Origin of the sequence: Micromonospora sp. KLBMP9576, from assembly GCF_050941805.1 — a bacterium.
Lineage (GTDB): Bacteria > Actinomycetota > Actinomycetes > Mycobacteriales > Micromonosporaceae > Micromonospora.
This window is the reverse complement of the sequence record NZ_CP194567.1, coordinates 6,256,735-6,279,677: the sequence shown is the minus strand read 5'-3', so window position 1 is coordinate 6,279,677 and position 22,943 is coordinate 6,256,735. Positions and strand designations below refer to the sequence as shown.

Below are 22,943 nucleotides of genomic sequence, written 5' to 3'. Positions count from 1 at the left end.
CTCAGCGCTCCGGCCGCTGGACCAGGTCGGTGAAGTCCTGCTCGTTGCGTTCGGCCAGCCGCACGTACGCCCAGCCGACCGCGATCAGGAACGGGAACGACGCCACCCCGAGCAGCAGCCAGGGCAGGTTGACGCCGAGCACGGTGACCCGACCGACGGCGGGCGCGACGGCGAAGAGCCACGGCAGCCCGCCGAGCCCGATCGCCACCACCAGGGACAGCCGCAGGGCCAGCGCGAGCTGGGCGCGGACCAGCCCCCGGACGAGCGCCTCGCCGACCCGGGTCTGCTCGGCCAGCTCGGCGCGGGTGCGTTCGGCCCGGTCCTGCCGGCGGGACACCTCGGCCAGCACGATCCGGGCCCGGGGCTGGGGCGCCGGCGCCGCACCCGGTGCCCCGGGGCGGGTCGTCCGCTCCGGTTCAGCGCGCCGGCTCGTCCGCTCCGGCGCCCCGGGCCGGCCCGTCCGGTGCCCCGGTTCGGGATCGTCGGCAGCGCTCACCCCGGCAGTCTGGCCCGATCGACGTGATTGTCAAGGGCGTCCGCCCGGCTGCGACCGCGTGGTCGGTGGCCGGCGGGGCTCTCCACAGCGGGGTTGTGCACAACCTGTGGATAACGCGCCGAGCCTGTGGATAACTCGGTGGATGAGCGCGCCTGGCCGCTCACGTCATGCCGCTGACTCCAGGCCGACGCGCTCCGGGCGGGCGGAGGCGGAGCCGAGCCAGGTGTGCGGGTTGCCGTACCAGCACCAGCCGAGCTTCGGCGCGCCCTGGCTGATCCAGAGCGCCGGCACCCGCTTGTCGCCGCACCGGGAGCCGACCAGGGAGAAGCACTTGTTCGTGGCCAGCGCCTCCGGGTGGAGGGTGACGAAGGCGAGCCCCTCGTCGATGCTGAGCGGCAGCCGGCCCTGGCCGGCGATCACCTCCATGGCGGCGGCGGGGGCCAGGTTCAGCGTCTCCTCGCCCCGGTCGACGTCGAAGAGCAGGTACGCCGGCCCGGCCGGCACCTCCAGCTCCTTGATCGGGTGGAACGTCGCCAGGTGGCCCTCGGGGTAGTGCCGGTCGACGACGCCCGGCTTGCGCTTGCCGGCGAGCGTGGTCAGCGCGACGCGCTGCTCCACCGGCACCAGGTCACGGGTGATCACCAGCAGGAACGGCACCCGTGCCTCGGTCGGGGCGGGCAGGCCCGCCGATCCGGTGACGGCCGCCGCGCGCAGCGGCCCGACCAGGTCGCGGAAGGCGGCCTCGGTCAGCCCGGCGAGGGCCGGGTATCCCAGCCGCACCAGCCGGTCGAGCTGGCGGTCGAATTCGGTCGCGGCGTCGAACATGGTGGCCTCCTTTGTCGTACGGCGTACCGTACAGCGTACGACAGGCCGGCCGTATTCCGTTCGCCGGCAGAATTCCGGCCGGAGGTCGATGCAACCCGATGCGTGGAGCGTTGCGTCGTCAGGGTGTGAAGGCCTTGAGGAAACGGTCCGGTGTCCCCCTGGCGGTGCTCGTCGGTCTGTCGGTGGCCGCCGAGGTCGCGGCGAGCGGTCCGCGACCCCCTGTCGTCCGGAGCGGACCGTCGCCGGTGGCCACCTCGGTAACCGCCCAGCCGCTTCTCCTCCCGCCGCCCGCGCGGAGCACCCGGTCGGGTTCCTCGCGCACCGCACCGGCAGAGCTGACGGCGTCGCGGCTGGCCGCGGCCATACGCCAGGCGCTCCGCACACAGGCCCCGGCAGCGCTCTGGCAGGAGCGCCGCCCCCTGGACGCGGGGCGGCCGGGCCGGGCGGTCCGTGTCGGCGCGCCGCTGGTGCACGAGGGTCGCCGCGGCGGCCTGCGCGTGACGATCACCTTCGGGCCGCAGGCGCGGCACTTCGACTGGTCCTGCCGCTCCGCCGACCGGCGCCGGGGCCAGCTCTGCGACGAGACCCCGGCACCGGACGGCACGCGGACGAAGGTGCAGAGCGTGGGTACGGGCGGCTCCGTGCGGCACCGCGTCGACGTCGAGTTGCTGGCAGGGGGCCGGCTCCAACTGGACGTCTCGAACGCGGCCGGGAAGGCCGAGGCGGCGCCCGCCTCGGACGCTCCGCTGCTGATGGAGCAGGCCCGGGCGGTCGCGCTGGGTGTCGCCGTCCAGATCGGATCCTGACCGTCGCGATCCGCGTCGGTACGGTGCAACCTCGCGGCCCGGTCGTACCGTCGTACGGCCGTGACGGTCAGCGGGGAGGAACCAGCGTGGTGAGCCGGGCCGAGGAGGACGACTTTCATGCCTTCGTATCCGCGCGGATGGATCGCTGGCGGCGCAGCGCGTACCTGCTCTGCCAGAACTGGCACACCGCCGACGACGTGGTGTCGGCCGCGATTGCGAAGCTCTACCGGCACTGGCGTCAGGTCGCCTGGGCGGAGAACCGCGACGCGTACGCCCAACGCGTACTCACCCGATGTTGGCTGGACGAGCGGCGCCGCCCCTGGTATAGCCGGGAGCAGTCCCGGGCGGCGGTGCCGGACCTCGCCGCGGCGGTGCCGGAGACGGTGACCGACCGGGACGGGCTCGCCGCGCTGCTGCGCTCGCTGGCCCCGAAGCAGCGGGCGGTGGTGGTCCTGCGCTTCTACCTCGACTACTCGGTCGAGGAGACCGCCCAACTGCTGGGCATCTCCACAGGCACCGTCAAGAGCCAGTCCGCGCGCGGGCTGGCGACCCTGCGCACCGCCGTCAAAGGCCAGTGCCAGATCGGAGGCAATCGATGAGCCACCAGCTCTTCGACGAGTTGATCGGCACGCCGCCGCCGGCCCGGGTGGACGTGGCGGGCATCATCCGCCGGGAACGGCGGGCCCGGGCCGGCCGGCGCCTGGCCGGCTCCCTGGCCGCCGTGCTGACCCTGGCCGTGGCGGGCAGCGTCGGATGGGCCGCGCGCGGTCCGCAGCCGGATCACGCGGCGGGCCCGCCACCCCCGCTGGCGGCCTCCGCCGCACCGGTGGACACCCGCTTCCGGCTGGCCTTCGACACCCGTAGGGCCGCCGCCGTGAGCACGGGGCACCTGAACGAGGCGTTCGGGAACGCACTGCGCGACGTGGTGCCGCAGGCCCGGTGGTTCCGGGCTTCCGGGGCCGACGCACGCGAGCCGGACGGGGACCTGCCGACCCTCACCTACGACGGCAGGAATGCCGTCTCCGGCATGTCCGGCGTCTTCCACCAGGGCCGGCGGGGCATCCTCAGCCTCTCCGTCCACCCGTTCGTGGCTGGCCCGGCCAGCCCGGCCAGCCCGGCCAACCCTGACAATCCGGCGCACCCGGTCAGCCCACGGCCACCCCTGGGGCAACCCTGGTCCTGCGAGGCGCCCCCGGGGCGCGGGGAGAGAGCGGCCCGGCAGGTGTGCGAGGAATCGGCGACGCCGGGCGGGCTCCGGATGGCCGTCGAGACCCTGATCCAACGGGAGTCCGGCAGCGTGCAGCACCGCATCTCGATCCGGCTGCCCGGAAACCGGGTGTTCGGGCTGACCGCCAGCAACATGACCGGCGTCGACAGAAGGGCCGAGGCGGCCCAGCCGGAGGCGCCGCTCTCCGCCGCGCAGCTGACGGCGATCGCCGTGCGGATCACCGAGCAGATCAGAGCCTGACCACTCCGCGCCGGCGCGCCCGTGGTCAGCGGCTCCAGTCCTGCTTCGCTGCGCGGACCAGCTTGTCCTTCAGTTCGCGGGTGTGCCGCCGGCTCACCGGCAGCTCGGCCGAGTCGACCACCACGACATAGCCGGAGTTGACCAGCCGCAGCTCGGCGATCAGCTTGAGCTGTACCAGGTAGGAGCGGTGGATCCGGACGAAACCGGCATCCGCCCAGCGCTCCGCGAGGGTCGCCAGTGACACCCGGACCAGGTGCGAGCCGTCGGCGGTGTGCAGCCGGGCGTAGTCGCCCTGCGCCTCCACCCAGCGCACCGCCGAGCGGGGCAGCATCCGGGTGGTGCCGGCCAGCTCGATCGGGATGGTCGGGTCCTCCTCCGCCCGCGCGAGGGCGGCCGGGTGCGACGGCACCACCCGCGAGCCGATCACCCGGCGCAGCGACTCGGCGAGGCGCTCGGCGCGTACCGGCTTGCGGACGTAGTCGGTGGCGCCCAGGTCGAACGCGTCGACCGCCCCGTCGTCGTACGCGGTCACGAAGACGATCGCCGGCGGCCGGGCGAAGCGGCGCAGGACCCGGGCCAGCTCCATGCCGTCCAGGCCGGGCATCCGGATGTCGAGGAAGACCACGTCCACGTCGCCGTCGCGGAGCACCCGCAGCGCCTCCGTCGCGTCGCCCGCCGTGCGCAGCCGGGCCACCCGGGGATCGGTGCGCAGGTGGTACGCCAACTCGTCCAGCGCCGGCGGCTCGTCGTCGACCGCCAACACCCGCAGGAACCCGACCCCGCCCACGGTGCCGGCCGCGCCGCGCTCGCTCACGAACTGACCCGTACGCCGGGGTGGAACTTCGGCACCCGCATGCTCACCTTCGTACCCGAACCGAGGCCCGTCTCGACGACCAGGCCGAAGCCGTCGCCGAAGACCGACCGGAGGCGCTCGTCGACGTTGGAGAGCCCGACGTGCTGGCCCGGGTCGTCTCCGCCGCCGGTCGGCGCGGCGTCGCCCGGGTCCCCGGCGGCGCCGGCCAGCTCGGCGATGCCGGCGGTCAGCGTGGTCGGATCCATCCCCACTCCGTCGTCCTCCACCGTGATGTGACACTCGGTGCCCGCGTCCCGGGCCTCGATGCTCACCATGCCCGTGCCCGGCTTGCGCGACAACCCGTGCCGGACCGCGTTCTCCACCAACGGTTGCAGGCAGAGGAACGGCAGCGTCACGGGCAGCACCTCGGGGGCGATCTGGAGGCGCACCTGGAGGCGGTCACCGAACCGGGCCCGCTCGATGGTCAGGTAGCGGTCGATCGACCGCAGCTCCTCGGCCAGCGTGGTGAACTCCCCGTGCGCCCGGAACGAGTACCTGGTGAACTCGGCGAACTCCAGGATCAGCTCCCGGGCCCGGTCCGGGTCGGTGCGGACGAACGAGCCGATCGCGGTGAGCGCGTTGTAGATGAAGTGCGGGCTGATCTGCGCGCGCAGGGCGCGTACCTCGGCGCGGGCCAGCCGCTCCCGGGACGAGTCCAGCTCGGCCAGGGCGAGCTGGTTACCGGCCCAGTGCGCCGTCTCCAGGGTGGCCTGCACCAGGCCGGGCGCCGGCTGGCCGTCGGCGACGGCGACCAGCGCGCCGACCCGCCGCCCGTCCGCGCCGGTCAGCGGGGCGACGACCGCGCCGCGCACCGGGCAGTCGACCCGGTCGCAGGGCAGCTCCGAGTCGCCGAGCACCGTCGAGCGGCCCGTCGCCACGGCCCGCCCGGCCGCCGCGACCAGTTGCGCACCGTGGTGACCGCCCCGCCCGTCCAGGGCGAGCAGCCCCTCCCGGTCCGTCAGCGCCAGCCCGGCCGCCCCCACCAGGGCCCGCAGGTGGCGTACGGCCTTCGCCGCGTTCGTGGCGTTCAGGCCGGCGCGCAGCGGCTCGGCGGCCAGCCCGGCGGTGTGCAGCACCTCGTACGTGGCCCGTTGGGTGGCCGTGGCGATGCCCCGCCGGCCGCGCAGCCGGACCACCGCGAACAGGGCCGCGACCAGTGCGGCGAGCAGCGAGACGACGCCGAGGAAACCCGACAGGTTGGCACCCACGCAGCGATCCTGGCCCCTGCGGGCCCCCAGGCCAAGGGTCAGTACGCGCCCTTGCGGGCGAGCACCACCCCGACGGTGCGCCACAGGATGCTCAGGTCGTACGCCAGCGACCAGTTGTCGACGTAGTACAGGTCGAGCCGGACCGCCTCGTCCCACGACAGGTCGGAGCGCCCGGAGACCTGCCACAGCCCCGTCATGCCCGGGCGGACCAGCAGCCGGCGGCGTACGTCGCCGAGGAAGTCACCGTCGTCGGCGGGCAGCGGACGCGGCCCGACGAGCGACATCTCACCGTTCAGCACGTTGATCAGCTGCGGCAGCTCGTCCAGCGAGGAGGCGCGCAGGAAGCGGCCCACCGGGAAGACCCGGGGATCCTGCTTCATCTTGAACAGCATGCCGTCGTTCTCGTTCTGGTCGACCAGGCTGGCCAGCCGGTCCTCCGCGTCCACGTACATGGTGCGGAACTTCCAGACCCGGAAGGTGCGGCCCTCGTGGCCCACCCGGGGCTGGCGGAAGAAGACCGGGCCGGGATCGGAGATCCGGATCGCGATCGCGATCGCCAGGAAGACCGGCGTCAGCAGCAGCAGGCCGACCCCGGCGGCGACCCGGTCCATCAGGTTCTTGGCCAGCAGCGCCGGCCCGGAGAGGGTCGGCTCCTCGACGTGCAGCAGCGGCAGGCCCTCGATCGGCCGGATGTGCACCCGGGGCCCGGCGATGTCGGTGAGCTGCGGGGCGACGACCAGGTCGACGCCGGAGCCCTCCAACTGCCAGGCCAGCCGGCGCAGCTCGCCCGGTTCGGAGCTGGCCGAGCCGCAGACCGCGATCGTGTCGCCGCCGACCTCCCGCACCAGGGCGAGGACGTCGCGGCCGGCGTGCACCGGTACGGGGGTCTCGATGCCCTTCGCGGCCGCGTACCCGTCGGTGACGTGGATGGCGACCGGCACCAGCCCGGCGGACGGGTTGCGGGTGACCGCCGTGTAGACCTCCAGGCACTCGGGCAGGGTGCCGATCAGCACCATCCGGTGACCGGCCTGGCCGATGTTGCGCCGCACCACGTGCAGCACGAAGCGGCAGAGGATCCGGTTGAGCAGGATCAGCAGCAGCGCCGCGAGCAGGGCGGTGCCGACCGTGTACCGGGACAGGTCCGTCTTGGTGGCGAAGGCGAGGAAGGACACGGTCGCGGCGACGGCGACGCCGCCCCGCATCACCCGCTTGTACTCGTCGGGCCCGAGGCCGAGATAGCGGCGGTCGTACGAGCGGTTGGCCCAGAGGCTGAACACCCAGCCGAGCGGCAGCAGCGCGAACGCCACCGTGTGGAACCACGTCGGGTCCTGCTCGACGTTGTAGAAACCCGCCCGCGACTGGTCGAAGGTCTGGATGGCGATGAGGCTCGCGACCGCGGCGGCGGCGAAGTCCAGCACCAGCAGCAGTGCGATGTAGGGGCGGTGCCAACGCGACACGCGGCGGCGGGCCCGAGCCCACGCCGACCGGGGCACGCCGTTGTGGGACGGCGGAGCCGGCGGCTGGATCTCGAAGCTGTCGACGTGCCGCACGAGTTTGCTCCGGCCTGTGTTGGTTACCGGGCGCTGGAGGCTTGCCGTCACCTTACCCGTGTCCTCCCGCATGACGCGGGCCGCTCACTCGCCGTGAGGGCCCGGGTCGCCCACCGTCCCAGTCTCCCACGCGGACACCGACCGCACGCTGACCGAGGGACAACGCGTCGGCAGGGTGCCGCCGGATGGCTGGCCGGCTCCACGCCATTTCAGGAGCCGGGGACCGAGCCACTATACCGATGGAAGAGCGGCCCGCTAGAGCCGCAAGTCAGACCTTCGGCGCGCGACGGTCGATTCCGCGCCGTAGCCGGGCAGCGCCGTCACTCACCGTACGAGTCGGGACAGCCGTCGGTCAGCGAGGGGCTTGCCACCGGTCTGGCACGTCGCGCAGTACTGGAGGCTGGAGTCGGCGAACGAGACTTCCCGGACGGTGTCGCCACACACCGGGCAGGGCTGCCCCGTGCGGGCGTGCACCTTCAGCCCCGAACGCTTCTCGCCCTTCAACTCGGCCGCCTTCTGGCCCACCGACCGGGCGACCGCGTCGCCGAGCACCTGGCGGGTCGCCGCGTGCAGGGCCGCCAACTGCTCCTCGGTCAGCCGGTCGGTGATGGCGAACGGCGACAGCTTCGCCGCGTGCAGGATCTCGTCCGAGTACGCGTTGCCGACGCCGGCCAGGATCGTCTGGTCGGTGAGCACCCCCTTGACCTGACCCCGGCGGCTGCGCAGCCGCTCCGCGAAGGTGCCCGCGTCGGCGGCGAGCGCGTCGGGGCCGAGCCGGGCCACCCCCGGCACCGCCTGCGGGTCGGTGACCAGGTAGACGGCGAGGCTCTTCTGGGTACCGGCCTCGGTCAGGTCGAAGCCGGAGCCGTCGTCGAGGCGTACCCGCAGCGCGACGGGGCCCTTGCCGGGCCGCAGCGGGGTGGTGGACGCGAACGCCTCCCGGTAGTGCAGCCAGCCCGCCCGGGCCAGGTGCACCACGATGTGCAGGCCGCCGTCGAGCACCACGTCGAGGAACTTGCCGTGCCGGCGGGCATCCGTCACCGTCCGCCCCGCGGCGGCGCTCGGCGCCGGGTCGTACGTCTTCAGGGCGCTGATCGCGGCGACCTCCAACCGGTCGACGCGCCGCCCCACCGCGCGCTCGCGCAGGTAGCCCGCGAGCGCCTCCACCTCCGGTAGTTCGGGCACCCGCCAACGGTAGCCTTCTTTCCCGTGAGCGCGAGGAATGAGCTGGCCAGTCCCTGCCGCGAGCGCGAGGAGTGAGCTTGCGAGCCCCGCAGCCGCGAGCAGAGACCGGCACAGCCGCGAACGAAAGGCAGGCTCCGTGAGAATCGTGGTGGCGCACAACCGGTACCGGGAAGCCCAGCCGTCGGGTGAGAACACGATCGTCGACGCGGAGATCGCCCAGCTCACGGCCGCCGGGGTGGAGGTGCTGCCGTTCATCCGCAGCTCCGACGAGATCCCGGCGATGCCGAAGACGGCCAAGGCGTTGTTGCCGATCTCCCCGATCTACGCGCCCCGGGCGCAGGAGGAGCTGAGCCGGCTGATCACCGAGCACCGGCCGGACGTGCTGCACCTGCACAACCCGTACCCCCTGCTCTCGCCCTGGGTGGTGCGGACCGCGCACAAGCACGGCGTGCCGGTGGTGCAGACGGTCCACAACTACCGGCAGGTCTGCTCCTCGGGGCTCTACTTCCGCGACGGGATGATCTGCCAGGACTGCCGGGGCAGGGCGCTGGGCGTGCCGGCGATCGTGCACCGCTGCTACCGGGGGTCGCGGGCGCAGAGCGCCCTGATGGCCACCACGCTGGCCGTGCACCGGGGCACCTGGAGGTCGGTGGACCGGTTCGTCGCGCTCACCTCGGCGGTCGCCGACCACCTGCGCGACTACGGCGTGCCGGCGGAGCGGATCGTGGTGAAGCCCAACGGCATCCCCGACCCGGGGACGCCCGCGCCGCTCGGCGACGGCTTCCTCTACATGGCCCGGCTCTCCCCCGAGAAGGGGCTGGCCCTGCTGCTGGACGCCTGGCGGCGGCACCCCGACGGCGCGCTCGGCCCGCTGCGCATCGCCGGCGACGGCGAGCTGCGCCCGTTGGCCGAGGCCGCCGCCGCCGAACGCGCCGACGTCAGCTACCTCGGCCCGCTGGACCGCGCCGGCGTGCGCGCCGCGATCGAGGCCAGCGCCGTGATCATCGCCGCCTCCACCTGGCACGACGTGCTGCCCACGGTGATCATCGAGGCGCTGGCCGCCGGTCGGCCGGTGCTCGGCACCGCCCTCGGCGGCATCCCGTACCTGCTGGGGGCCGACGCCCCTCGCGAACCCGCCGGCACCGGCCCTGCCGCCGTCGCCACCGCAGCGCCGGGAGAGGGCCGCGTCGCGCTGCCGCACGGCGTGCAGGCGGGCGAGGCGGGCTGGGTGGTGGCCCCGGAGCCGGCCGCGATGGCCGCCGGGCTGCCGGTGGCGCGGGCGGGCGCGGCGGCACTCGCCCCGGCGGCCCGCGCCCGCTACGACCGCACCTTCCACCCCGACGTGGTCACCCGCCAGCTCATCGACGTGTACGCGGGGGTGGCGCCCACCCCCGCGCCCCGCTGAGCCCTGCCTTGTCGCGCTTCGGTGGTGCGTCTGAGCCCTGCCTTGTCGCGCTTCGGTGGTGCGTCGGTTCCTGCCGGCGGCGCGCCTTGGCGCGGTGTGCCGCGCTCGATGATCGTTTGATGCTCTCCCGGCCCTGACGCACGCAGGGCCCGGGTGAGCGAAAAATGATCGTGGGGCGGCGGGTGCCGGCCGGGCAGGTCCGCATCCAGGGCGGGGTGGCCGGCAACGTGCTGCCCGACCGGTGCGGAGTGGTTCATCGGCCGGCCCGGTCAAGAGCAACTGGCGCTGTCTCCCCGAGGCTGTCAACGAGCGGCGCTACCCGCTCCCGCCACAGCCGAGGTCGTCGCCGCTCGATACGAGGCAGCCGAGGTCCTCGCCGCTCAGTACGAGGCAGCCGAGGACGTCAGCCAAGACGCTCCGCTGGAGATCCGTCAGGGTGTTCACGAAGACCACGGCGTCGATCTCCGCCTTCTGGCACGCCTCGGCGATCTCTCGGACCTTGCCGTGGGTCAGCAGCGTCCGGCGGGAGAAGGGCTGGGACATCCGGGCCGCCCCGCCCGGTCGCTCCTTCCACCGGTCGGAAGCGCCCCGGCGCTGCACGTACCGACCGACCACCCGGCCACCGCCGGCCTCGACCAGGGCCGCGAGCGCGTCCAGCCGGACCTCGTACTGCTTCTCGTTGGCCGAGAACAGACCGACGAGTACGACGTCGGCGCCGTCGAGTGGGGGCACGCGCTCCCGGTACTGCTTCACGCCGGCATGATCGCTCTCACCACGCCCCGGGGCCAGCGGTTTCCGAGACGGTCGACCCCACCCTCGCCCGATCCTTTCAACTTCCGGGAACCGGGTTCTGCTATTTGGGATAGACGTAGACCTTGGGGAGAAACGGCCCCTGTAGGAGCGCTTTTTTACCAAGATCTCTCGTGCGGCCCGGGTAGGCGGCCTGCGGGCAGCTCAGCGCAGCGAGGCGCGGGCGGAGAAGGCGATGCTGGCCAGCAGGAAGCCGCCGTTGACGATCGTGAACGCCACGATCACCCAGAACACCAGGGCGGGGGCGAACATCAGCACCAGCGCCGCCACGAAGATCACCGCGCCGTAGTCGCGGACCAGCTTCGCCAGCCGTACGGGCAGAGAGGTGGAGGTGACCATGCTGGCCGCGTTCGGGCCGGCCTGCATCACCGAGGTCACCAGGTTGACCATCCAGGTGCCGGCGAAGACCGCGACCAGCCAGGTGGGCGTCGACGGCCGCTGCGCCACCGCCGTCGCCGACAGGGCGGCGACCAGGGCGATCTGGGCGGCCACGTCGCAGAGCACGTCGACGCGGGCACCCGCCGCGCTGCCCTGCCCGGTGACCCGGGCGAGCTGACCGTCCGCGCAGTCCAGGGCGTACGCGACCTGCCAGCCGACCAGCGCGAGCAGGCCGACCGCCCAGGCCGGTACGTCACCGGCGGCGACCCGCCCGGCGAGCGCGACCACGGTGACCGAGGCGGCCAGGCCGAGGACCAGGTTGGCGATGGTCAGCGCCGTCGGGCGCAGCCCGAGCCGCTGGGCGACCAGCGCGAACACGGCCCCCAGCCACTGGCTGATCGACTCGCTGAACATGCCGCCACCCCGGTTTACCCGGTGGAAGTCGGCGACGGAGGGACGAGCGGGCTCAGCCAAGGGGGTCGCGGATTGCACCGGCGTAGTCTGCCAGCCGCTCCCGCGTCTCGGAAGGCGACATCGCCAGGTGTTCCAGGATGGTGTAGCGGTCCGGCCGGGTACGCGGCGCGAACTGCACCGCGTCGACGAACTGGTCGTCGTCGAGCCCCACGTCGGCGGGGAGCCGGGGCAGGTTGTGCCGGGACAGGCAGGCCGACATCTCCGCGAAGCGGCGCTCGTCGCCGCGCAGGAACGTGCAGAACAGCGCGCCGAGGCCGGCCAGCTCGCCGTGCGAGGCGGTGTCGGGGAAGAGCGCGTCGACGGCGTGCATGATCTCGTGGCAGCCGCCGCTGGACGGGCGGCTGGTGCCGCAGACCGCCATCGCCAGGCCACTGGAGATCAGCGCCTCGGCGAGCACGGTGACGAACGCGTCGTCGGTCATGTCGCCGGGATGGTTCAGCACGGCCTCCGCGCCCATCCTGGACAGCGAGGCGGCCAGCCCGTCGACCGGCTCGCCGCGCACCCGGCGGGCCAGCTCCCAGTCGGCCAGCGCGCTGATGTTGCTCACCACGTCGCCGATGCCGGCCCGGTTGTGCCGGTCGGGACCGCTCTCCACGAAGTCGAGGTCGACGATCACCGCGATCGGGATGTGCACCCCGTAGGAGCCCTTGATCCCGTCCGTGACCAGCGAGGCGACCGGGGAGGCGATGCCGTCGTTGGCGAGGCTGGTCGCCACCGTCACCATCGGCAGCCCGCGCCGGGTGGCCGCGTACTTCGCCACGTCGATCGTCTTGCCGCCGCCGATGCCGACCACCGCGTCGTACGAGCGGGCGCGCAGCTTGCCGCCCAGGTCGTCGGCGGCGTCGAGGGTGGCGCCCGCCACCGTGAACACGTCGGCCGAGCGCAACGACGGGCGGATCAGCTCGGCGATCTGCGCGCCCTGGCCGGGCCCCACCACCACCGCCACGTCGCCGCCGGAGGAGATCCGGCCGTCGGCCAGGATCGCGGCCAGGTCCGCCACCGCGCCCCGCCGCACGTCGATGTGCAGCGGGGTGAGGACCGTACGGGCTAGTAGCGGCACGCGATCTCCCGCGCCCGGGCCAGGTCCGCGTGGTTGTCGACCTCGACCCAGAGCACGTCGCCGATCGGGGCCGCGCGCACCTCCCCGCCACGGTCGGCGAACTCCTGGTAGCCGTCCTCGTAGTAGAGGTTGGGGTCGCGCCGCCACGTCGCCTCCAGCGCGTCGGCGAGCGCCTCCGCGACCTGCGGCTCGATCAGGGTCGCGCCGATGTACTCCCCGTACGCGTCGCCCGGTTCCATCAGCTTGGTGATGCGGGTGAGCTGGCCGGCGGCGTCGAAGGTGGTCTTCATCTCCTCCTCGGCCAGCGGCTTGATGGTGTCGACGGCGAGCAGGATGCCGGGGCCGCGCTCGGCCAGCAGGGTCTTCTCCACGCTGACCGGGTGCACGGTGTCGCCGTTGACCAGCAGCACGCCCCGGGCGAAGTGCTCGCGGGCCAGCCAGAGCGAGTAGGCGTTGTTCCACTCCTCGGCCTTGTCGTTGTGCACGAGGGTGAGCGTGACGCCGTACTTCTTCTCCAGCTCCGCCTGGCGGGCGACGACCGCGTCGGCCGCGTAGCCGACCACGATCACGACGTCGGTGAGCCCCACCTCGGCCAGGTTGCGCAGCGCGATGTCCAGGATGGTGGTGTCACCGTCCACCGGCACCAGCGCCTTGGGCAGGGTGTCGGTGTACGGGCGCAGCCGGCGCCCCGCCCCGGCTGCGAGCACCATCCCGATCATTGCGGCGTCCTCCGTCGTACGGCTCCCGGTCACCGCTGGAGGATAGCGCCGCCGGCCGGCGGCGCTTCGGCCAACCGGGTCAGCCGGGCAGCGCCGACAGGTCCGCCAGCACCCCCAGCCGTTCCTCGGCGGTGAGCGCGGCGTACGGGCCGGCGGCCCGCCGGTCGGTCTCCAGGTCGATGGCGAGCCGCTCCGGGCCGGCCGGCAGGGCGGTGGCGCTCGCCGCGTCGTGCCCGGCGCCGGCCGACGCGGCGGCGTGCGCGTCGGCCCGGTGGTAGCGCATCGTGCCGAGCCGGTTGAGCAGCAGCACGCCGGGCGGGGTGCCGTCCGGCTCGTACGGCGGGGCCGTCGCCGCGAACGCCGCACCGGCGTCGGCGCCCTCCGCGTCGGCCAGCACCAACGCGTACGCGAGCACCCGGCCGAACGCCTCCACCAGCCGCAGCACCCGGTCGTCGTGCCCCGCCCAGAGTTCCTCGGTCACCTCCGCGTGCACCTGCCAGATCTCGGCGAGGAAGGCCAGCCCGCGTTCGGTGGCCCAGAGCCCGCCCCCGGGATCGCGGTGGATCATCCCGTACGCGACCTGCTTGTCCAGGGCCCGCCGGCAGTCGACCGGGTCCCGGTAGCGGGTGACCGCCGCGAAGCCGGTCTCGTCGACCGTCCCGCCCGGCGCCGCGAGGCGGGTGCGGAACTCCAGCAGGAAACCGGTGGCCGCCGGCCCGCCGTACCGCTGGCTCAGCTCGGCGCCGCCCCCGTCGCGGCCGGCGAGGATGCCGGCGCCGAACACCCGGTCGACCGCCGGGGCGACCAGGCCGGCGAACCGGTGCGGCGCCAGCTCGACGGCGTCGCTCACAGACCGATCGGGCGCGGGGCCGCGAGGCATTCGGCCGTGCCGGCGCTGCGCAGAGGCTCGGTGGTCACCCCATGACAGTAGCGAGCGCCCGCGCGCCGGGGCGACCTGAGCGGCGGCTCCGTCGCAGGTGTGAGGCGCCGATCGACGGGTAGGGATTTCCCTGCGGGCGCGGACGGGCCGCGATCCGCGACGGAGGTTCCCATGCCTGGCGCGGATCGGTTGGTCGAGCAGCAGTACGCGATGCTCCTGCGGCGGGACGTGGCCCGGTTGCCGGACCTCTACGCGTCCGACGCCTTCTATTCCATGCCCGGCGTCACGGTGCGACCGATCGAGTTGCCCGCCCTGCTGCGCACCTGGACCGGCGCCTTCCCGGACCTGGTCGTCGACCCGCTCGGGTCGGTGCAGACGGCCGGTGGCGCGGCCGTCGAGCAGCGGCTGACGGGCACCCACACCGGGGTGCTGCACACCCCGTTCGGCACCGTCGCGCCGACCGGCCGGGTGGTGAGCTGGGACGTCGTCGACGTGGTCCGCGTCCGCCGGGGCCGGATCGCGGCGTGGCGGTCGTACTTCGACTGGGGGCAGCTCATCGCGGCGCTCGGCCTGCACGTGGACGGGCTCTCCCGCCAGGCGCAGCACGAGCCGCTGGGCCTGCCGGCCTGAGCCGCGCGCGTTGCGACCGGGCCGGCAACCGGCCACCCGGGCGGGGCGGTCACCCGTCCCGGTGGCTCAGGATGCGGACATCGCCGTGCCTTCCGCACGGACCCCGTCGCCTTCCGTACGCTGAACAGCCATGACCGCCGCGCAGCTGATCTCCTTCGCCCGTGGGGCTCCCTCGCTGGACATCGTCGATGTCGAGGGCCTCAAGGCCGCCGCCGTCCGCGCCTTCGACGCCGACCCCGCCGGGGTCACGGCCTACGGCACCTCCGTCGGCTATCTGCCGTTGCGGGAGTGGATCGCGGCGAAGCACGGCGTCACCGCCGACCAGGTGCTGATCACCAACGGGTCGTTGCAGGCCGACGCGTTCCTCTTCGACCACCTGGTCCGGCCCGGCGACGCCGTGGTGGTGGAGCGCCCGACGTACGACCGGACGCTGCTCAACCTCCAGCGCATGGGCAGCGAGCTGCACGCCGTCTCCATCCAGCCGGACGGGCTCGACACCGCCGAGCTGCGCAAGCTGCTGGAGTCGGGGGTGCGGCCCCGGTTGGCGCACGTCATCCCCAACTACCAGAACCCGGCCGGCGTGACCCTCAGCCTGGAGAAGCGCCACGAGCTGCTCGACCTCGCCGTCGAGTACGGGTTCACGATCTTCGAGGACGACCCGTACGCCGACATCCGGTTCCGGGGCGAGGCGCTGCCGTCGATGCTCTCGCTGGACACCCGTGGTGTGGTGGTGCACGCCTCCAGCTTCACCAAGACGGTCTGCCCCGGGGTGCGCGTCGGCTATCTGGTCGGGCCGGCGGACCTGATCGGCGACATCGCGAAGAAGGCGACCAGCCTCTACATCTCGCCGGGCATGGTCGCCCAGGCGATCGTGCACCAGTTCTGCGTCTCCGGCGACATCGAGCGCTCCATCCAGACGGTGTGCGCGGCGCTCGGGGAGCGGGCCCGGGTGCTGGCCGAGTCGCTGCGCCGGCACATTCCGCAGGCCCGGTTCGTGGAGCCGGACGGCGGCTACTTCCTCTGGGTCGAGCTGCCCGAGGACGTCGCGGTCGACAGGCTCGCCCCGGCCGCCGCCGAACGCGGGGTCGCCGTGGTCAAGGGCAGCGACTTCGTCGTCGACGGTGGGCGGCACTCGCTGCGGCTGGCGTACTCGGCGGTGACCGCCGACCGGATCGACGAGGGCGTGCGGCGGCTGGCGGAGGCCATGGTGGCCGTACGCGGCTGACGCTCCTGTCAGGTTCGTCACAGTTGGCCGAAGGGGTCGTCCCGGCTCTCCCGCCGGGCCGGCCCCGACCCGGTGCCGAGGTCGGCGGCTCAGCCTGCCGCCGGCGTCATCCGGCCCGCGGCACCCCCGGACGCACCCCGGGACTTCCGGCGGCGTGCCCGGCCGTCGTGGCCGGCGGTGCCCGTCGACGGCGGCGTACTGTCTACCCGCGGCAGCGGGTGGGGGTGTGGCGCGATGACGGACCGGGAGCAGCGGGGGCGGACGGCCCCGCCGAACGGCGGGCGGGTGCTCAGGCCCCGGGACTGGGTGGCGCCGGTGCGGGCGATGACCCGCCGGCTCAACTCCGAGCCCCTGCCGGGGAGCCCCGTGCCGGCCGACGGGCGACGCAGCGCGGTGGTCGACTGCGCCGTCTACGTCGACGGCCTGCGGCAGCCCGGCGACTGGCGCTACGACGAGGCGCTGGCCGCGGCCCGCCGCGAGGAGCACGGCTTCGTCTGGCTCGGCCTGCACGAGCCGGAGCTGGCGGAGATGACGGCCATCGCCGCCCGGTACGGCCTGCACGAGCTGGCCGTCGAGGACGCGGTCAAGGCGCAGCAGCGTCCCAAGCTGGAGCAGTTCGGCGACGTCAGCTTCCTGGTGCTGCGGACCGCCCGGTACTGCGAGCACGCCGAGTTGACCGAGACCTCCGAGGTCGTCGAGACCGGCCAGGTGATGCTCTTCATCGGCCCGAACTTCCTGGTCAGCGTCCGGCACGGCGGCGCCGGCCGGCTGGCCCCCGTCCGGGCCGACCTGGAGACGAAGCAGGACCTGTTGCTCCAGGGGCCGTGGGCGGTCGCGTACGCGGTCACCGACCGGGTGGTGGACCTCTACCTGGAGGTCTCCGACCGGCTGGAGGACGACCTCGACACGCTCGAGGCCGACGTCTTCGACCGCCAGTCCACGGGCCGGATCCAGCGGATCTACCAGATGAAGCGGGAGCTGGTGGAGTTCAAGCGGGCGGTGGTGCCGTTGCAGCGCCCCCTGATGACGCTCACCGCGCAGACGAACCCCGACGTGCCGAAGGAGATCCGCCGCTACTTCCGCGACGTGCAGGACCACCTGAGCCGCACCGTCGAGCAGGTCAACTCCTACGACGACCTGCTCAACTCCATCCTGCAGGCGCGGCTGGCGCAGGTCACGGTCGACCAGAACAACGACATGCACCGGGTGATCAGCGGATTCATGGTTCAGATGGGCGACCCGACCGGCACCGGCCGTGGCGGGCCGGGCTACAAGTTCGGTGACGAGTTCCACCCGGAGCTGCGCTTCGACCAGCCGTACCTGCTGGCGATGGCGAACGCCGGACCGGGCACCAACGGTTCGCAGTTCTTCATCACCGTGTCGCCGACGCCGCACCTGAACAACCGGCACACCATCTTCGGCCGGGTGGCCGACGAGGAGTCCGTGAAGGTCGTCGACGCCATCGCCAACACCCCGACCGGTCCGAACGACCGGCCGTTGCAGGACGTGGTGATCGAGCGGGTCGAGATCGAGCGAACCGCTTCCTGAGCGGTGGGCGAGGTACCTTTGCCGACATGATTGAGCGCTCCGAGGGCCGGGATCGGTTGGTGGGCCACGCCCGCGGCGGCGGGTGGGCGCGGTGAGCCAGTCCCCGCCCACCGCCCCGGTCTGCTACCGGCACCCCGGCCGGGAGACGTACGTGCGGTGCACCCGCTGTGACCGGTCGATCTGCCCGGACTGCATGCGGGAGGCGTCGGTCGGCTTCCAGTGCCCGGAGTGTGTGGCGGAGGGACGTCGTAGCGTTCGGGCTTCGGCGGCCTGATGGGGCGCGTACCGCCTTCGGGTGGCGGTGGTACCGCCTGGTCACCGCGATGTTCCGGCTGCTGAACATGTGGGCGGCACTGGAGGCCAGGCTACTATCTCACGTCGCCGCCTAAGCGCCGAACCAGCTCACCGCCGGTGCGCTGCTCGCGCTCAACGTGCTGATGATGCTGCTCTCCATCGCCTCCGACCGGGGCGGGGACGCGCTCGTCGGCGGCTCCGGCTTCGGCGGCCTGATGGGCGGCAGCACCCCGCTTCTCGATGGCCGACCAGGGCAGCCGGCGGCGCCCCGCGAAGCCCCGGATGACGGTGATCCCCTCCGGGTCGACCGCGAGCCGGACGGGCGCGACCAGGTCGCGGGCGGCCCAGCCGGCGAGCGCGGCGGCGGCGAGCACGGCCAGCGCCACCCGGACCGGGTCGCCCTCGTCGAGGAGCAGGGCCAGGGCGGGCAGCGCGAGGGCGCCGGCCAGTTTGAGCGCCGGCAGGGCGGGCGGCACCCGCCACTGCCGGGTGGGGTGTGGGTGCATCCGTTCAGCATGCCAGGGCCGCCGGGGACGGACGTCCGGCCGGCGGGCGACGTAGGATCGGGACCAGCCCAAGTTACCCGGGAGTAGTCATGAGTGACGCAGTCATCGTCGGCGCGGTACGCACCCCGGTCGGGCGGCGCAAGGGCAGCCTGGCCACCGTGCACCCGGTCGATCTCTCGGCGCACGTGCTGCGCGCCCTCGCCGAGCGCACCGGCATCGACCCGGCACAGGTCGACGACGTGGTCTGGGGCTGCGTCTCCCAGGTCGGCGACCAGTCGTGGAACGTCGCCCGCAACGGCGTGCTCGCCGCCGGCTGGCCCGAGTCGGTGCCCGGCACCACACTCGACCGGCAGTGCGGCTCCAGCCAGCAGGCCCTGCACTTCGCCGCCGCCACCGTCCTCTCCGGCCAGGCCGACCTGGTCGTCGCCGGCGGCGTCGAGTCGATGACCCGGGTCGCGATGGGTGCCAGCGTGGCCGGCGGTTCGCCCTTCAGCGACCAGCTACGCGACCGCTACCGCGGCGTCGAGGGTTTCGCCGACGACGCGCCGCTGCCGTTCAACCAGGGCGTCGGGGCGGAGCTGATCGCCGCGCGGTGGCGCTTCTCGCGCGCCCAGCTCGACGAGTTCGCCCTGGCCAGCCACGAGAAGGCCGCCGCCGCGCAGGACGCCGGCGCCTTCGACGGCGAGATCGCCCCGGTCGCCCTGGCCGACGGCGGCAGGTTCGCCGCCGACGAGGGCATCCGGCGGGACACCTCGCTGGCGAAGCTCGGCGAGCTGGCCACCCCGTTCCGGCCCGACGGCGTGGTCACCGCCGGCTCGGCGTCGCAGATCTCCGACGGCGCGGCGGCGCTCGCCGTGACGACCAGCGAGTGGGCCAGCCGGCACGGCCTGCGCCCGCTGGCCCGGGTGCACACCGCCGTCGTCGCCGGCGACGACCCCGTCGCCATGCTCACCGCGCCGATTCCGGCCACCGCGAAGGCGCTGCGCCGCGCGGGGCTGGGCATCGAGGAGATCGGGGTGTACGAGGTGAACGAGGCGTTCGCGCCGGTGCCGCTGGCCTGGCTGGCGGAGACCGAGGCGGACCCGGAGCGGCTCAACCCGCGCGGCGGCGCGATCGCCCTCGGCCACCCGCTCGGCGGCTCCGGTGCGCGGATCATGACCACCATGCTCGCCCACATGCGCGACAACGACATCCGCTACGGCCTGCAGACCATGTGCGAGGGTGGCGGCATGGCCAACGCCACGATCGTCGAGCTGCTGTAGGCGGGCGAAAACGCGTGGCCCGGCCGCGTGGCCGCCGGCTAGGTTGCCGGGCATGACCGATGCCACGAGGCCGGGCGAGGGCTGGGCCGACCCGCGTTGGCGGGGCGCCGCGCTCGACTGGATCGGCGACCGGCTCGGCCGGCACGGCCGCCGGATGGTCGGGCCCGTCGAGCCCCGCGTCCGGCCGTGGTCGCTGGTCTGGCGGGTGCCCACCGACTCCGGGGACGTCTGGTTCAAGGCGAACAACCCGGGCACCCGGTACGAGGCCGGGCTGTCGGCCGTGCTGGCCCGGCTGGCCCCCGGCCGGGTGCTCGACCCGATCGCCGTGGACGCCGGACGGGGCTGGTCCCTGCTGCCCGACGGCGGCCGGACGCTGCGCGACGCGTCGGGCGGCGGAGGCGACCCGCTGGCCCGTTGGGAGCGGGTGCTGCCGGAGTACGCCGACCTCCAGCGCGCGGTCGCGCCCGACGCCGGGGAGTTGCTCGCCCTCGGCGTGCCCGACCATCGGCCGCAGGCGCTGCCGGAGCTGTTCGGGGCGCTGCTCGACGACGGGGAGTCGCTGCTGCTCGGGTCGGCGGACGGGCTCACCGTCGAGGCGTACGAGCTGTTGCGCGCCCACCGGGCCGGGTTCGCCGAGGACTGCCGGCGGCTGGCCGGGTCGGGCGTCGCGCCGACCATCCAGCACGACGACCTGCACGACGGCAACGTCTTCGTGGCCGACGGCGGATACCGCTTCTTCGACTGGGGCGACGCCTCGGTCGCTCACCCGTTCGGCACCCTGCTGGTGACGCTGAACTCGGTCGCGGACGCCCTGGGGCTCGCCGAGGGCGATCCGGCGCTGGCGCGGCTGCGCGACGCCTACCTGGAGCCGTGGTCGGACGGGCACGATCCCGCGACGCTGCGCGAGGCGGCCCGCCTGGCTGTGCGCGTCAGCCGGGTCAGCCGGGCGCTCTCCTGGCGGCGCGCGTTGTGCGGCCCCGACCCGGCCCGGGCGCAGTACGCCTCCGCCGTGCCCGGTTGGTTGCGGGAACTCCTCGCCCCGGACCCGCTCTGAGCCGCCTCGGCGGCTGGCGTGGAAGTTCCAGGATTCCGAGGGTGACCCACGTCACCTACGGGTCGCGCCTCGTTGGGCAGGGCATGGACGTCTTCTCCCGAACGTTCCTCCCGGCCGCCGCCGAGGCCGGGCTGGCGGCGCAGACCGTCGCCCGGCACATGCCGGTGTTCCGCCGCTGCGTCGGTTCCGGTGACGCCACCATCCTCGTCGTCCGGTGCGCCCGGCCGGACCGCCCGATGGCCGGCGAGTACCTTTTCCTGCTGACCCACCGGCGACTGGTCGTCACCCGGCAGACCCGCGTGCTGCACCGGCTGCGCCTGCACCTCAACACCGAGCTGGGGGAACTCAGCAACGTCACCTGGAGCCCCGACCCGCGCCTGCAGTCCGTCGAGTTGGCGGCCACCGCGATCGACGGGATCCGCGAGCGGTTCCTGATCCGCACCCGCCAGCCGAAGCAGGTGTGGCAGCTCGACGCGCTGCTCAACCACGCCTTCCGGACCCGGCTGCGTACGCCCCGGGAGCGGCTGGTCGCCACGGTCGGCGATGCTCCGGCGGCGACCCGCCCCGCCGCCTTCCGCCCCGCCGTGGCGCGCTGACCGCGACGGGCACACCGACCGCAGCCGGTGCCCTGACCGCGACGGGCGCGTTGCCCGTCGCACGTGCCTTGACCGTCGACGGGTCCCGGTCAGTAGACGCGGGAGCCGATGAAGTCGTCGTGCCCGTAGCCCACCGGGTTGGCGAAGTTGCGGGATTGCAACGACCACTGCTGGCGGGTGTTGTTGGCGCAGGTCGCCAGGCGCAGCCGGGGGGTGCCCGACGACGGGCTGTCGAACGCCAGGCAGAGGTTGCTGTTGCCGGCCGTCTTGATCTGGCTGCCGGCGAAGACGAACTTCTGGTTGGCGCCGCCGTGGCAGTCGTGGATGTTGACCGCCGTGCCGGCGCTCAGCGTGCCGCCCGTGACGTCCAGGCAGCGGTCGTGGGAGAGCTCCGAGTGCAGCGACTGGCGGGCCGGGTCGTACCAGAAGCCCTGGTTGCGGCCGCCGTGGCAGCCGTGCGACTGCTGGGGTGTGCCGTTGCGCGAGTCGTAGCCCTTGCCGTCGACGCAGGTGCCGGTCGCGGTGTTGCGTAGCTGCTTGAACTCGAGCAGCCCGTTGAAGAGCACGCCGTTGCCGGTGCTGGCCGGGTCGGCGCAGGTGGCCCGCTGCTGCCCCGAGTTCCAGAACTGGGTGACGCACTGGGCGAACATGCCGTGCCCCCGCTTGTTGGGGTGGAACGACTGCCGGGCCGCGTTCTCGTCCCAGATGCCGACCTCGATCTGGAGCCCCCGGGCGGAGGTGTTGTCGGTGCACACCTCGTGGCCGTGGAAGAGCCGGCTCGCGTCCAGGTAGCGGGTGCCCGTGTTGGTCGCCGCCGCGCGCAGCGCCTTCTCGAACAACGGCACGGCCTTGTTCCGCCCGAACGCGGCGTCGGCCAGGTAGAGCAGGCAGCCGCCGCCGTACCAGCCGGGGAAGTTCGGGTTGTCCTCCACGTCGGGGCTGAAGGGGCTCGGGTACGACATGAGCACCAGCTCGTAGTCGGTCCGCAGGTAGCCGGCGCCGGTCATGGTCTGCCGGATGTCGGCGAGCGCCCCCTCGACGGCCTGCCGGCTGCCGTCGGTGCGCACGCTCCACTGGTCGGTGTAGCTGGAGTAGCAGTCGCCCTGGAGGAAGACCCGGCTGACGGCGCAGTCGGTGGCGACGGGGCCGAACTGGATCGTGCCCTCACCGTTGGCGCCGACCACCACCCAGATCAGCTTGATGTGCGTGTTGCGGGCCTTGATGGCCAGGTGGTCGCCCTGGTTCAGCTCGTTGTGCTGGGTGGGTCCGCCGCGGATCAGGTTCCACGGGGTCGCCCCGGAGCAGGCGATGTTGTATTTCTCGTTGGCGGTGATGCCGGTGCGGAACACCGCCTGGTCGTACGAGCGGTCGCACCAGTTGCCGGGCTCGTGGCTGCCGGGGATGTAGTTGCCCACACCCTCGCCCGAGATCTGGCTGTCGCCCATGGTGATCAGCGCGCTGCGGCGCTGCTCGATGGGGCGGACGGCGGGCGCGCCGTAGAGCGCGGTGGCCTCGGCGGCGCGGATCGACTCCAGGTTGGCGGAGAGGGGCTGCACGGCCGGGCGATCGACCGCGCTGGCGGGGGCGGCTGTTCCGACAAGCATCGGCAGGACGACGAGAGCGGCGGCGGCGGCGACGGTGAACAACCGTCGAGGGGCCGTGCGTTCGCGCCCGGTGGAGGAACCAAGCATCGACGAACTCCTTTCGACCC

General features: G+C 73.6%; 23 protein-coding genes and 1 pseudogene. 11 read left to right on the top strand and 13 right to left on the bottom strand.

From position 1 onward, the window contains the following. Nucleotide 1 precedes the first annotated feature (1 nt). Nucleotides 2-352 (bottom strand): hypothetical protein, encoded by a 351-nt coding sequence (locus ACQ452_RS27975; RefSeq protein WP_433394462.1) that lies wholly within the window; start codon nt 350-352, stop codon nt 2-4. Between the two features lie 309 nt (nt 353-661). Further along, nucleotides 662-1,321, bottom strand: coding sequence for a DUF5701 family protein (locus tag ACQ452_RS27970; protein WP_433388745.1), 660 nt, complete (start codon nt 1,319-1,321; stop codon nt 662-664). 497 nt (nt 1,322-1,818) lie between these two features. Between ACQ452_RS27970 and ACQ452_RS27965 the strand changes: the two genes are divergently transcribed. The 3 genes from ACQ452_RS27965 to ACQ452_RS27955 all read left to right on the top strand — a co-directional run bounded on the left by ACQ452_RS27965 (nt 1,819) and on the right by ACQ452_RS27955 (nt 3,595). Further along, on the top strand, nt 1,819-2,127 hold the full coding sequence (locus ACQ452_RS27965; protein ID WP_433388743.1) for a hypothetical protein: 309 nt from the start codon (nt 1,819-1,821) through the stop codon (nt 2,125-2,127). Nucleotides 2,128-2,264: 137 nt separating this feature from the next. Then, nucleotides 2,265-2,726, top strand: a complete 462-nt coding sequence (locus ACQ452_RS27960) for a sigma-70 family RNA polymerase sigma factor (RefSeq protein ID WP_433388742.1) — start codon at nt 2,265-2,267, stop codon at nt 2,724-2,726. Then, nucleotides 2,723-3,595, top strand: coding sequence for a hypothetical protein (locus ACQ452_RS27955; RefSeq protein WP_433388740.1), 873 nt, complete (start codon nt 2,723-2,725; stop codon nt 3,593-3,595). Before ACQ452_RS27960 ends, ACQ452_RS27955 begins: the two co-directional genes overlap by 4 nt. Before the next feature lie 25 nt (nt 3,596-3,620). On the opposite strand, the gene ACQ452_RS27950 is transcribed toward ACQ452_RS27955, so the two are convergent. The 4 genes from ACQ452_RS27950 to ACQ452_RS27935 all read right to left on the bottom strand — a co-directional run bounded on the left by ACQ452_RS27950 (nt 3,621) and on the right by ACQ452_RS27935 (nt 8,391). Next, a complete protein-coding gene (locus ACQ452_RS27950; protein WP_433394460.1) occupies nt 3,621-4,382 on the bottom strand; it encodes a LytR/AlgR family response regulator transcription factor in 762 nt (253 codons plus the stop codon). Between the two features lie 23 nt (nt 4,383-4,405). Then, nucleotides 4,406-5,656 (bottom strand): sensor histidine kinase, encoded by a 1,251-nt coding sequence (locus tag ACQ452_RS27945; protein WP_433388738.1) that lies wholly within the window; start codon nt 5,654-5,656, stop codon nt 4,406-4,408. A gap of 38 nt (nt 5,657-5,694) precedes the next feature. Next, nucleotides 5,695-7,206 (bottom strand): sugar transferase, encoded by a 1,512-nt coding sequence (locus ACQ452_RS27940; protein ID WP_433388737.1) that lies wholly within the window; start codon nt 7,204-7,206, stop codon nt 5,695-5,697. Nucleotides 7,207-7,530: 324 nt separating this feature from the next. Then, a complete protein-coding gene (locus tag ACQ452_RS27935) occupies nt 7,531-8,391 on the bottom strand; it encodes an Fpg/Nei family DNA glycosylase (protein ID WP_433388736.1) in 861 nt (286 codons plus the stop codon). A gap of 136 nt (nt 8,392-8,527) precedes the next feature. On the opposite strand from ACQ452_RS27935, the gene ACQ452_RS27930 reads away from it, so the two are divergent. Beyond that, nucleotides 8,528-9,796 (top strand): glycosyltransferase family 4 protein, encoded by a 1,269-nt coding sequence (locus tag ACQ452_RS27930; protein ID WP_433388734.1) that lies wholly within the window; start codon nt 8,528-8,530, stop codon nt 9,794-9,796. 315 nt (nt 9,797-10,111) lie between these two features. Here ACQ452_RS27930 and ACQ452_RS27925 read toward each other — a convergent pair whose 3' ends face one another. The 5 genes from ACQ452_RS27925 to ACQ452_RS27905 all read right to left on the bottom strand — a co-directional run bounded on the left by ACQ452_RS27925 (nt 10,112) and on the right by ACQ452_RS27905 (nt 14,087). Further along, the gene (locus tag ACQ452_RS27925; RefSeq protein WP_433388732.1) at nt 10,112-10,549 is read right to left on the bottom strand and encodes a hypothetical protein; all 438 of its coding nucleotides are present in this window, start codon (nt 10,547-10,549) and stop codon (nt 10,112-10,114) included. Between the two features lie 201 nt (nt 10,550-10,750). Beyond that, the gene (locus tag ACQ452_RS27920) at nt 10,751-11,476 is read right to left on the bottom strand and encodes a CDP-alcohol phosphatidyltransferase family protein (RefSeq protein ID WP_433388730.1); all 726 of its coding nucleotides are present in this window, start codon (nt 11,474-11,476) and stop codon (nt 10,751-10,753) included. After that, a complete protein-coding gene (locus ACQ452_RS27915) occupies nt 11,451-12,518 on the bottom strand; it encodes an iron-containing alcohol dehydrogenase family protein (RefSeq protein WP_433388729.1) in 1,068 nt (355 codons plus the stop codon). The genes ACQ452_RS27920 and ACQ452_RS27915 overlap by 26 nt, the downstream gene beginning before the upstream one ends. Continuing rightward, nucleotides 12,506-13,237, bottom strand: a complete 732-nt coding sequence (locus ACQ452_RS27910) for a sugar phosphate nucleotidyltransferase (RefSeq protein WP_433394458.1) — start codon at nt 13,235-13,237, stop codon at nt 12,506-12,508. The genes ACQ452_RS27915 and ACQ452_RS27910 overlap by 13 nt, the downstream gene beginning before the upstream one ends. A 79-nt stretch (nt 13,238-13,316) precedes the next feature. After that, on the bottom strand, nt 13,317-14,087 hold the full coding sequence (locus ACQ452_RS27905) for a hypothetical protein (RefSeq protein WP_433388727.1): 771 nt from the start codon (nt 14,085-14,087) through the stop codon (nt 13,317-13,319). A gap of 201 nt (nt 14,088-14,288) precedes the next feature. Between ACQ452_RS27905 and ACQ452_RS27900 the strand changes: the two genes are divergently transcribed. The 4 genes and pseudogenes from ACQ452_RS27900 to ACQ452_RS27885 form a co-directional block, all read left to right on the top strand. After that, nucleotides 14,289-14,747 carry an ester cyclase gene (locus ACQ452_RS27900; RefSeq protein WP_433388725.1) on the top strand — a complete coding sequence of 153 codons (459 nt, stop codon included), beginning with the start codon at nt 14,289-14,291 and terminating at the stop codon, nt 14,745-14,747. Nucleotides 14,748-14,877: 130 nt separating this feature from the next. Further along, nucleotides 14,878-15,972, top strand: a complete 1,095-nt coding sequence (locus tag ACQ452_RS27895) for a PLP-dependent aminotransferase family protein (protein ID WP_433388724.1) — start codon at nt 14,878-14,880, stop codon at nt 15,970-15,972. Nucleotides 15,973-16,206: 234 nt separating this feature from the next. Further along, the gene (locus tag ACQ452_RS27890; RefSeq protein WP_433388722.1) at nt 16,207-17,520 is read left to right on the top strand and encodes a CorA family divalent cation transporter; all 1,314 of its coding nucleotides are present in this window, start codon (nt 16,207-16,209) and stop codon (nt 17,518-17,520) included. 91 nt (nt 17,521-17,611) lie between these two features. After that, nucleotides 17,612-17,783, top strand: a pseudogene (locus tag ACQ452_RS27885) (B-box zinc finger protein); the annotation flags it as partial. Nucleotides 17,784-17,888: 105 nt separating this feature from the next. On the opposite strand, the gene ACQ452_RS27880 reads toward ACQ452_RS27885, so the two are convergent. After that, nucleotides 17,889-18,320 carry a PH domain-containing protein gene (locus ACQ452_RS27880; RefSeq protein ID WP_433388720.1) on the bottom strand — a complete coding sequence of 144 codons (432 nt, stop codon included), beginning with the start codon at nt 18,318-18,320 and terminating at the stop codon, nt 17,889-17,891. Nucleotides 18,321-18,409: 89 nt separating this feature from the next. On the opposite strand from ACQ452_RS27880, the gene ACQ452_RS27875 reads away from it, so the two are divergent. The 3 genes from ACQ452_RS27875 to ACQ452_RS27865 all read left to right on the top strand — a co-directional run bounded on the left by ACQ452_RS27875 (nt 18,410) and on the right by ACQ452_RS27865 (nt 21,232). After that, the gene (locus tag ACQ452_RS27875) at nt 18,410-19,582 is read left to right on the top strand and encodes a thiolase family protein (RefSeq protein WP_433388718.1); all 1,173 of its coding nucleotides are present in this window, start codon (nt 18,410-18,412) and stop codon (nt 19,580-19,582) included. 52 nt (nt 19,583-19,634) lie between these two features. Next, nucleotides 19,635-20,636: a phosphotransferase gene (locus tag ACQ452_RS27870; protein WP_433388716.1), complete on the top strand. Its 1,002-nt coding sequence runs from the start codon at nt 19,635-19,637 to the stop codon at nt 20,634-20,636. An 83-nt stretch (nt 20,637-20,719) separates the two neighbouring features. Beyond that, nucleotides 20,720-21,232: a hypothetical protein gene (locus ACQ452_RS27865; protein ID WP_433394456.1), complete on the top strand. Its 513-nt coding sequence runs from the start codon at nt 20,720-20,722 to the stop codon at nt 21,230-21,232. An 89-nt stretch (nt 21,233-21,321) separates the two neighbouring features. Here the strand turns inward: ACQ452_RS27865 and ACQ452_RS27860 are convergent, their stop codons facing one another. Next, on the bottom strand, nt 21,322-22,923 hold the full coding sequence (locus tag ACQ452_RS27860) for a ricin-type beta-trefoil lectin domain protein (protein WP_433388714.1): 1,602 nt from the start codon (nt 22,921-22,923) through the stop codon (nt 21,322-21,324). Nucleotides 22,924-22,943: the final 20 nt, after the last annotated feature.

Bases quoted from the DNA above. Each gene is read 5' to 3' on its own strand.
- ACQ452_RS27970 (WP_433388745.1), bottom strand. From the start codon at position 1,321: ATGTTCGACGCCGCGACCGAATTCGACCGCCAGCTCGACCGGCTGGTG.
- ACQ452_RS27960 (WP_433388742.1), top strand. From the start codon at position 2,265: ATGGATCGCTGGCGGCGCAGCGCGTACCTGCTCTGCCAGAACTGGCAC.
- ACQ452_RS27955 (WP_433388740.1), top strand. From the start codon at position 2,723: ATGAGCCACCAGCTCTTCGACGAGTTGATCGGCACGCCGCCGCCGGCC.
- ACQ452_RS27910 (WP_433394458.1), bottom strand. From the start codon at position 13,237: ATGATCGGGATGGTGCTCGCAGCCGGGGCGGGGCGCCGGCTGCGCCCG.
- ACQ452_RS27900 (WP_433388725.1), top strand. From the start codon at position 14,289: ATGCCTGGCGCGGATCGGTTGGTCGAGCAGCAGTACGCGATGCTCCTG.
- ACQ452_RS27895 (WP_433388724.1), top strand. From the start codon at position 14,878: ATGACCGCCGCGCAGCTGATCTCCTTCGCCCGTGGGGCTCCCTCGCTG.
- ACQ452_RS27890 (WP_433388722.1), top strand. From the start codon at position 16,207: ATGACGGACCGGGAGCAGCGGGGGCGGACGGCCCCGCCGAACGGCGGG.
- ACQ452_RS27880 (WP_433388720.1), bottom strand. From the start codon at position 18,320: ATGCACCCACACCCCACCCGGCAGTGGCGGGTGCCGCCCGCCCTGCCG.
- ACQ452_RS27875 (WP_433388718.1), top strand. From the start codon at position 18,410: ATGAGTGACGCAGTCATCGTCGGCGCGGTACGCACCCCGGTCGGGCGG.
- ACQ452_RS27870 (WP_433388716.1), top strand. From the start codon at position 19,635: ATGACCGATGCCACGAGGCCGGGCGAGGGCTGGGCCGACCCGCGTTGG.
- ACQ452_RS27865 (WP_433394456.1), top strand. From the start codon at position 20,720: ATGGACGTCTTCTCCCGAACGTTCCTCCCGGCCGCCGCCGAGGCCGGG.
- ACQ452_RS27860 (WP_433388714.1), bottom strand. From the start codon at position 22,923: ATGCTTGGTTCCTCCACCGGGCGCGAACGCACGGCCCCTCGACGGTTG.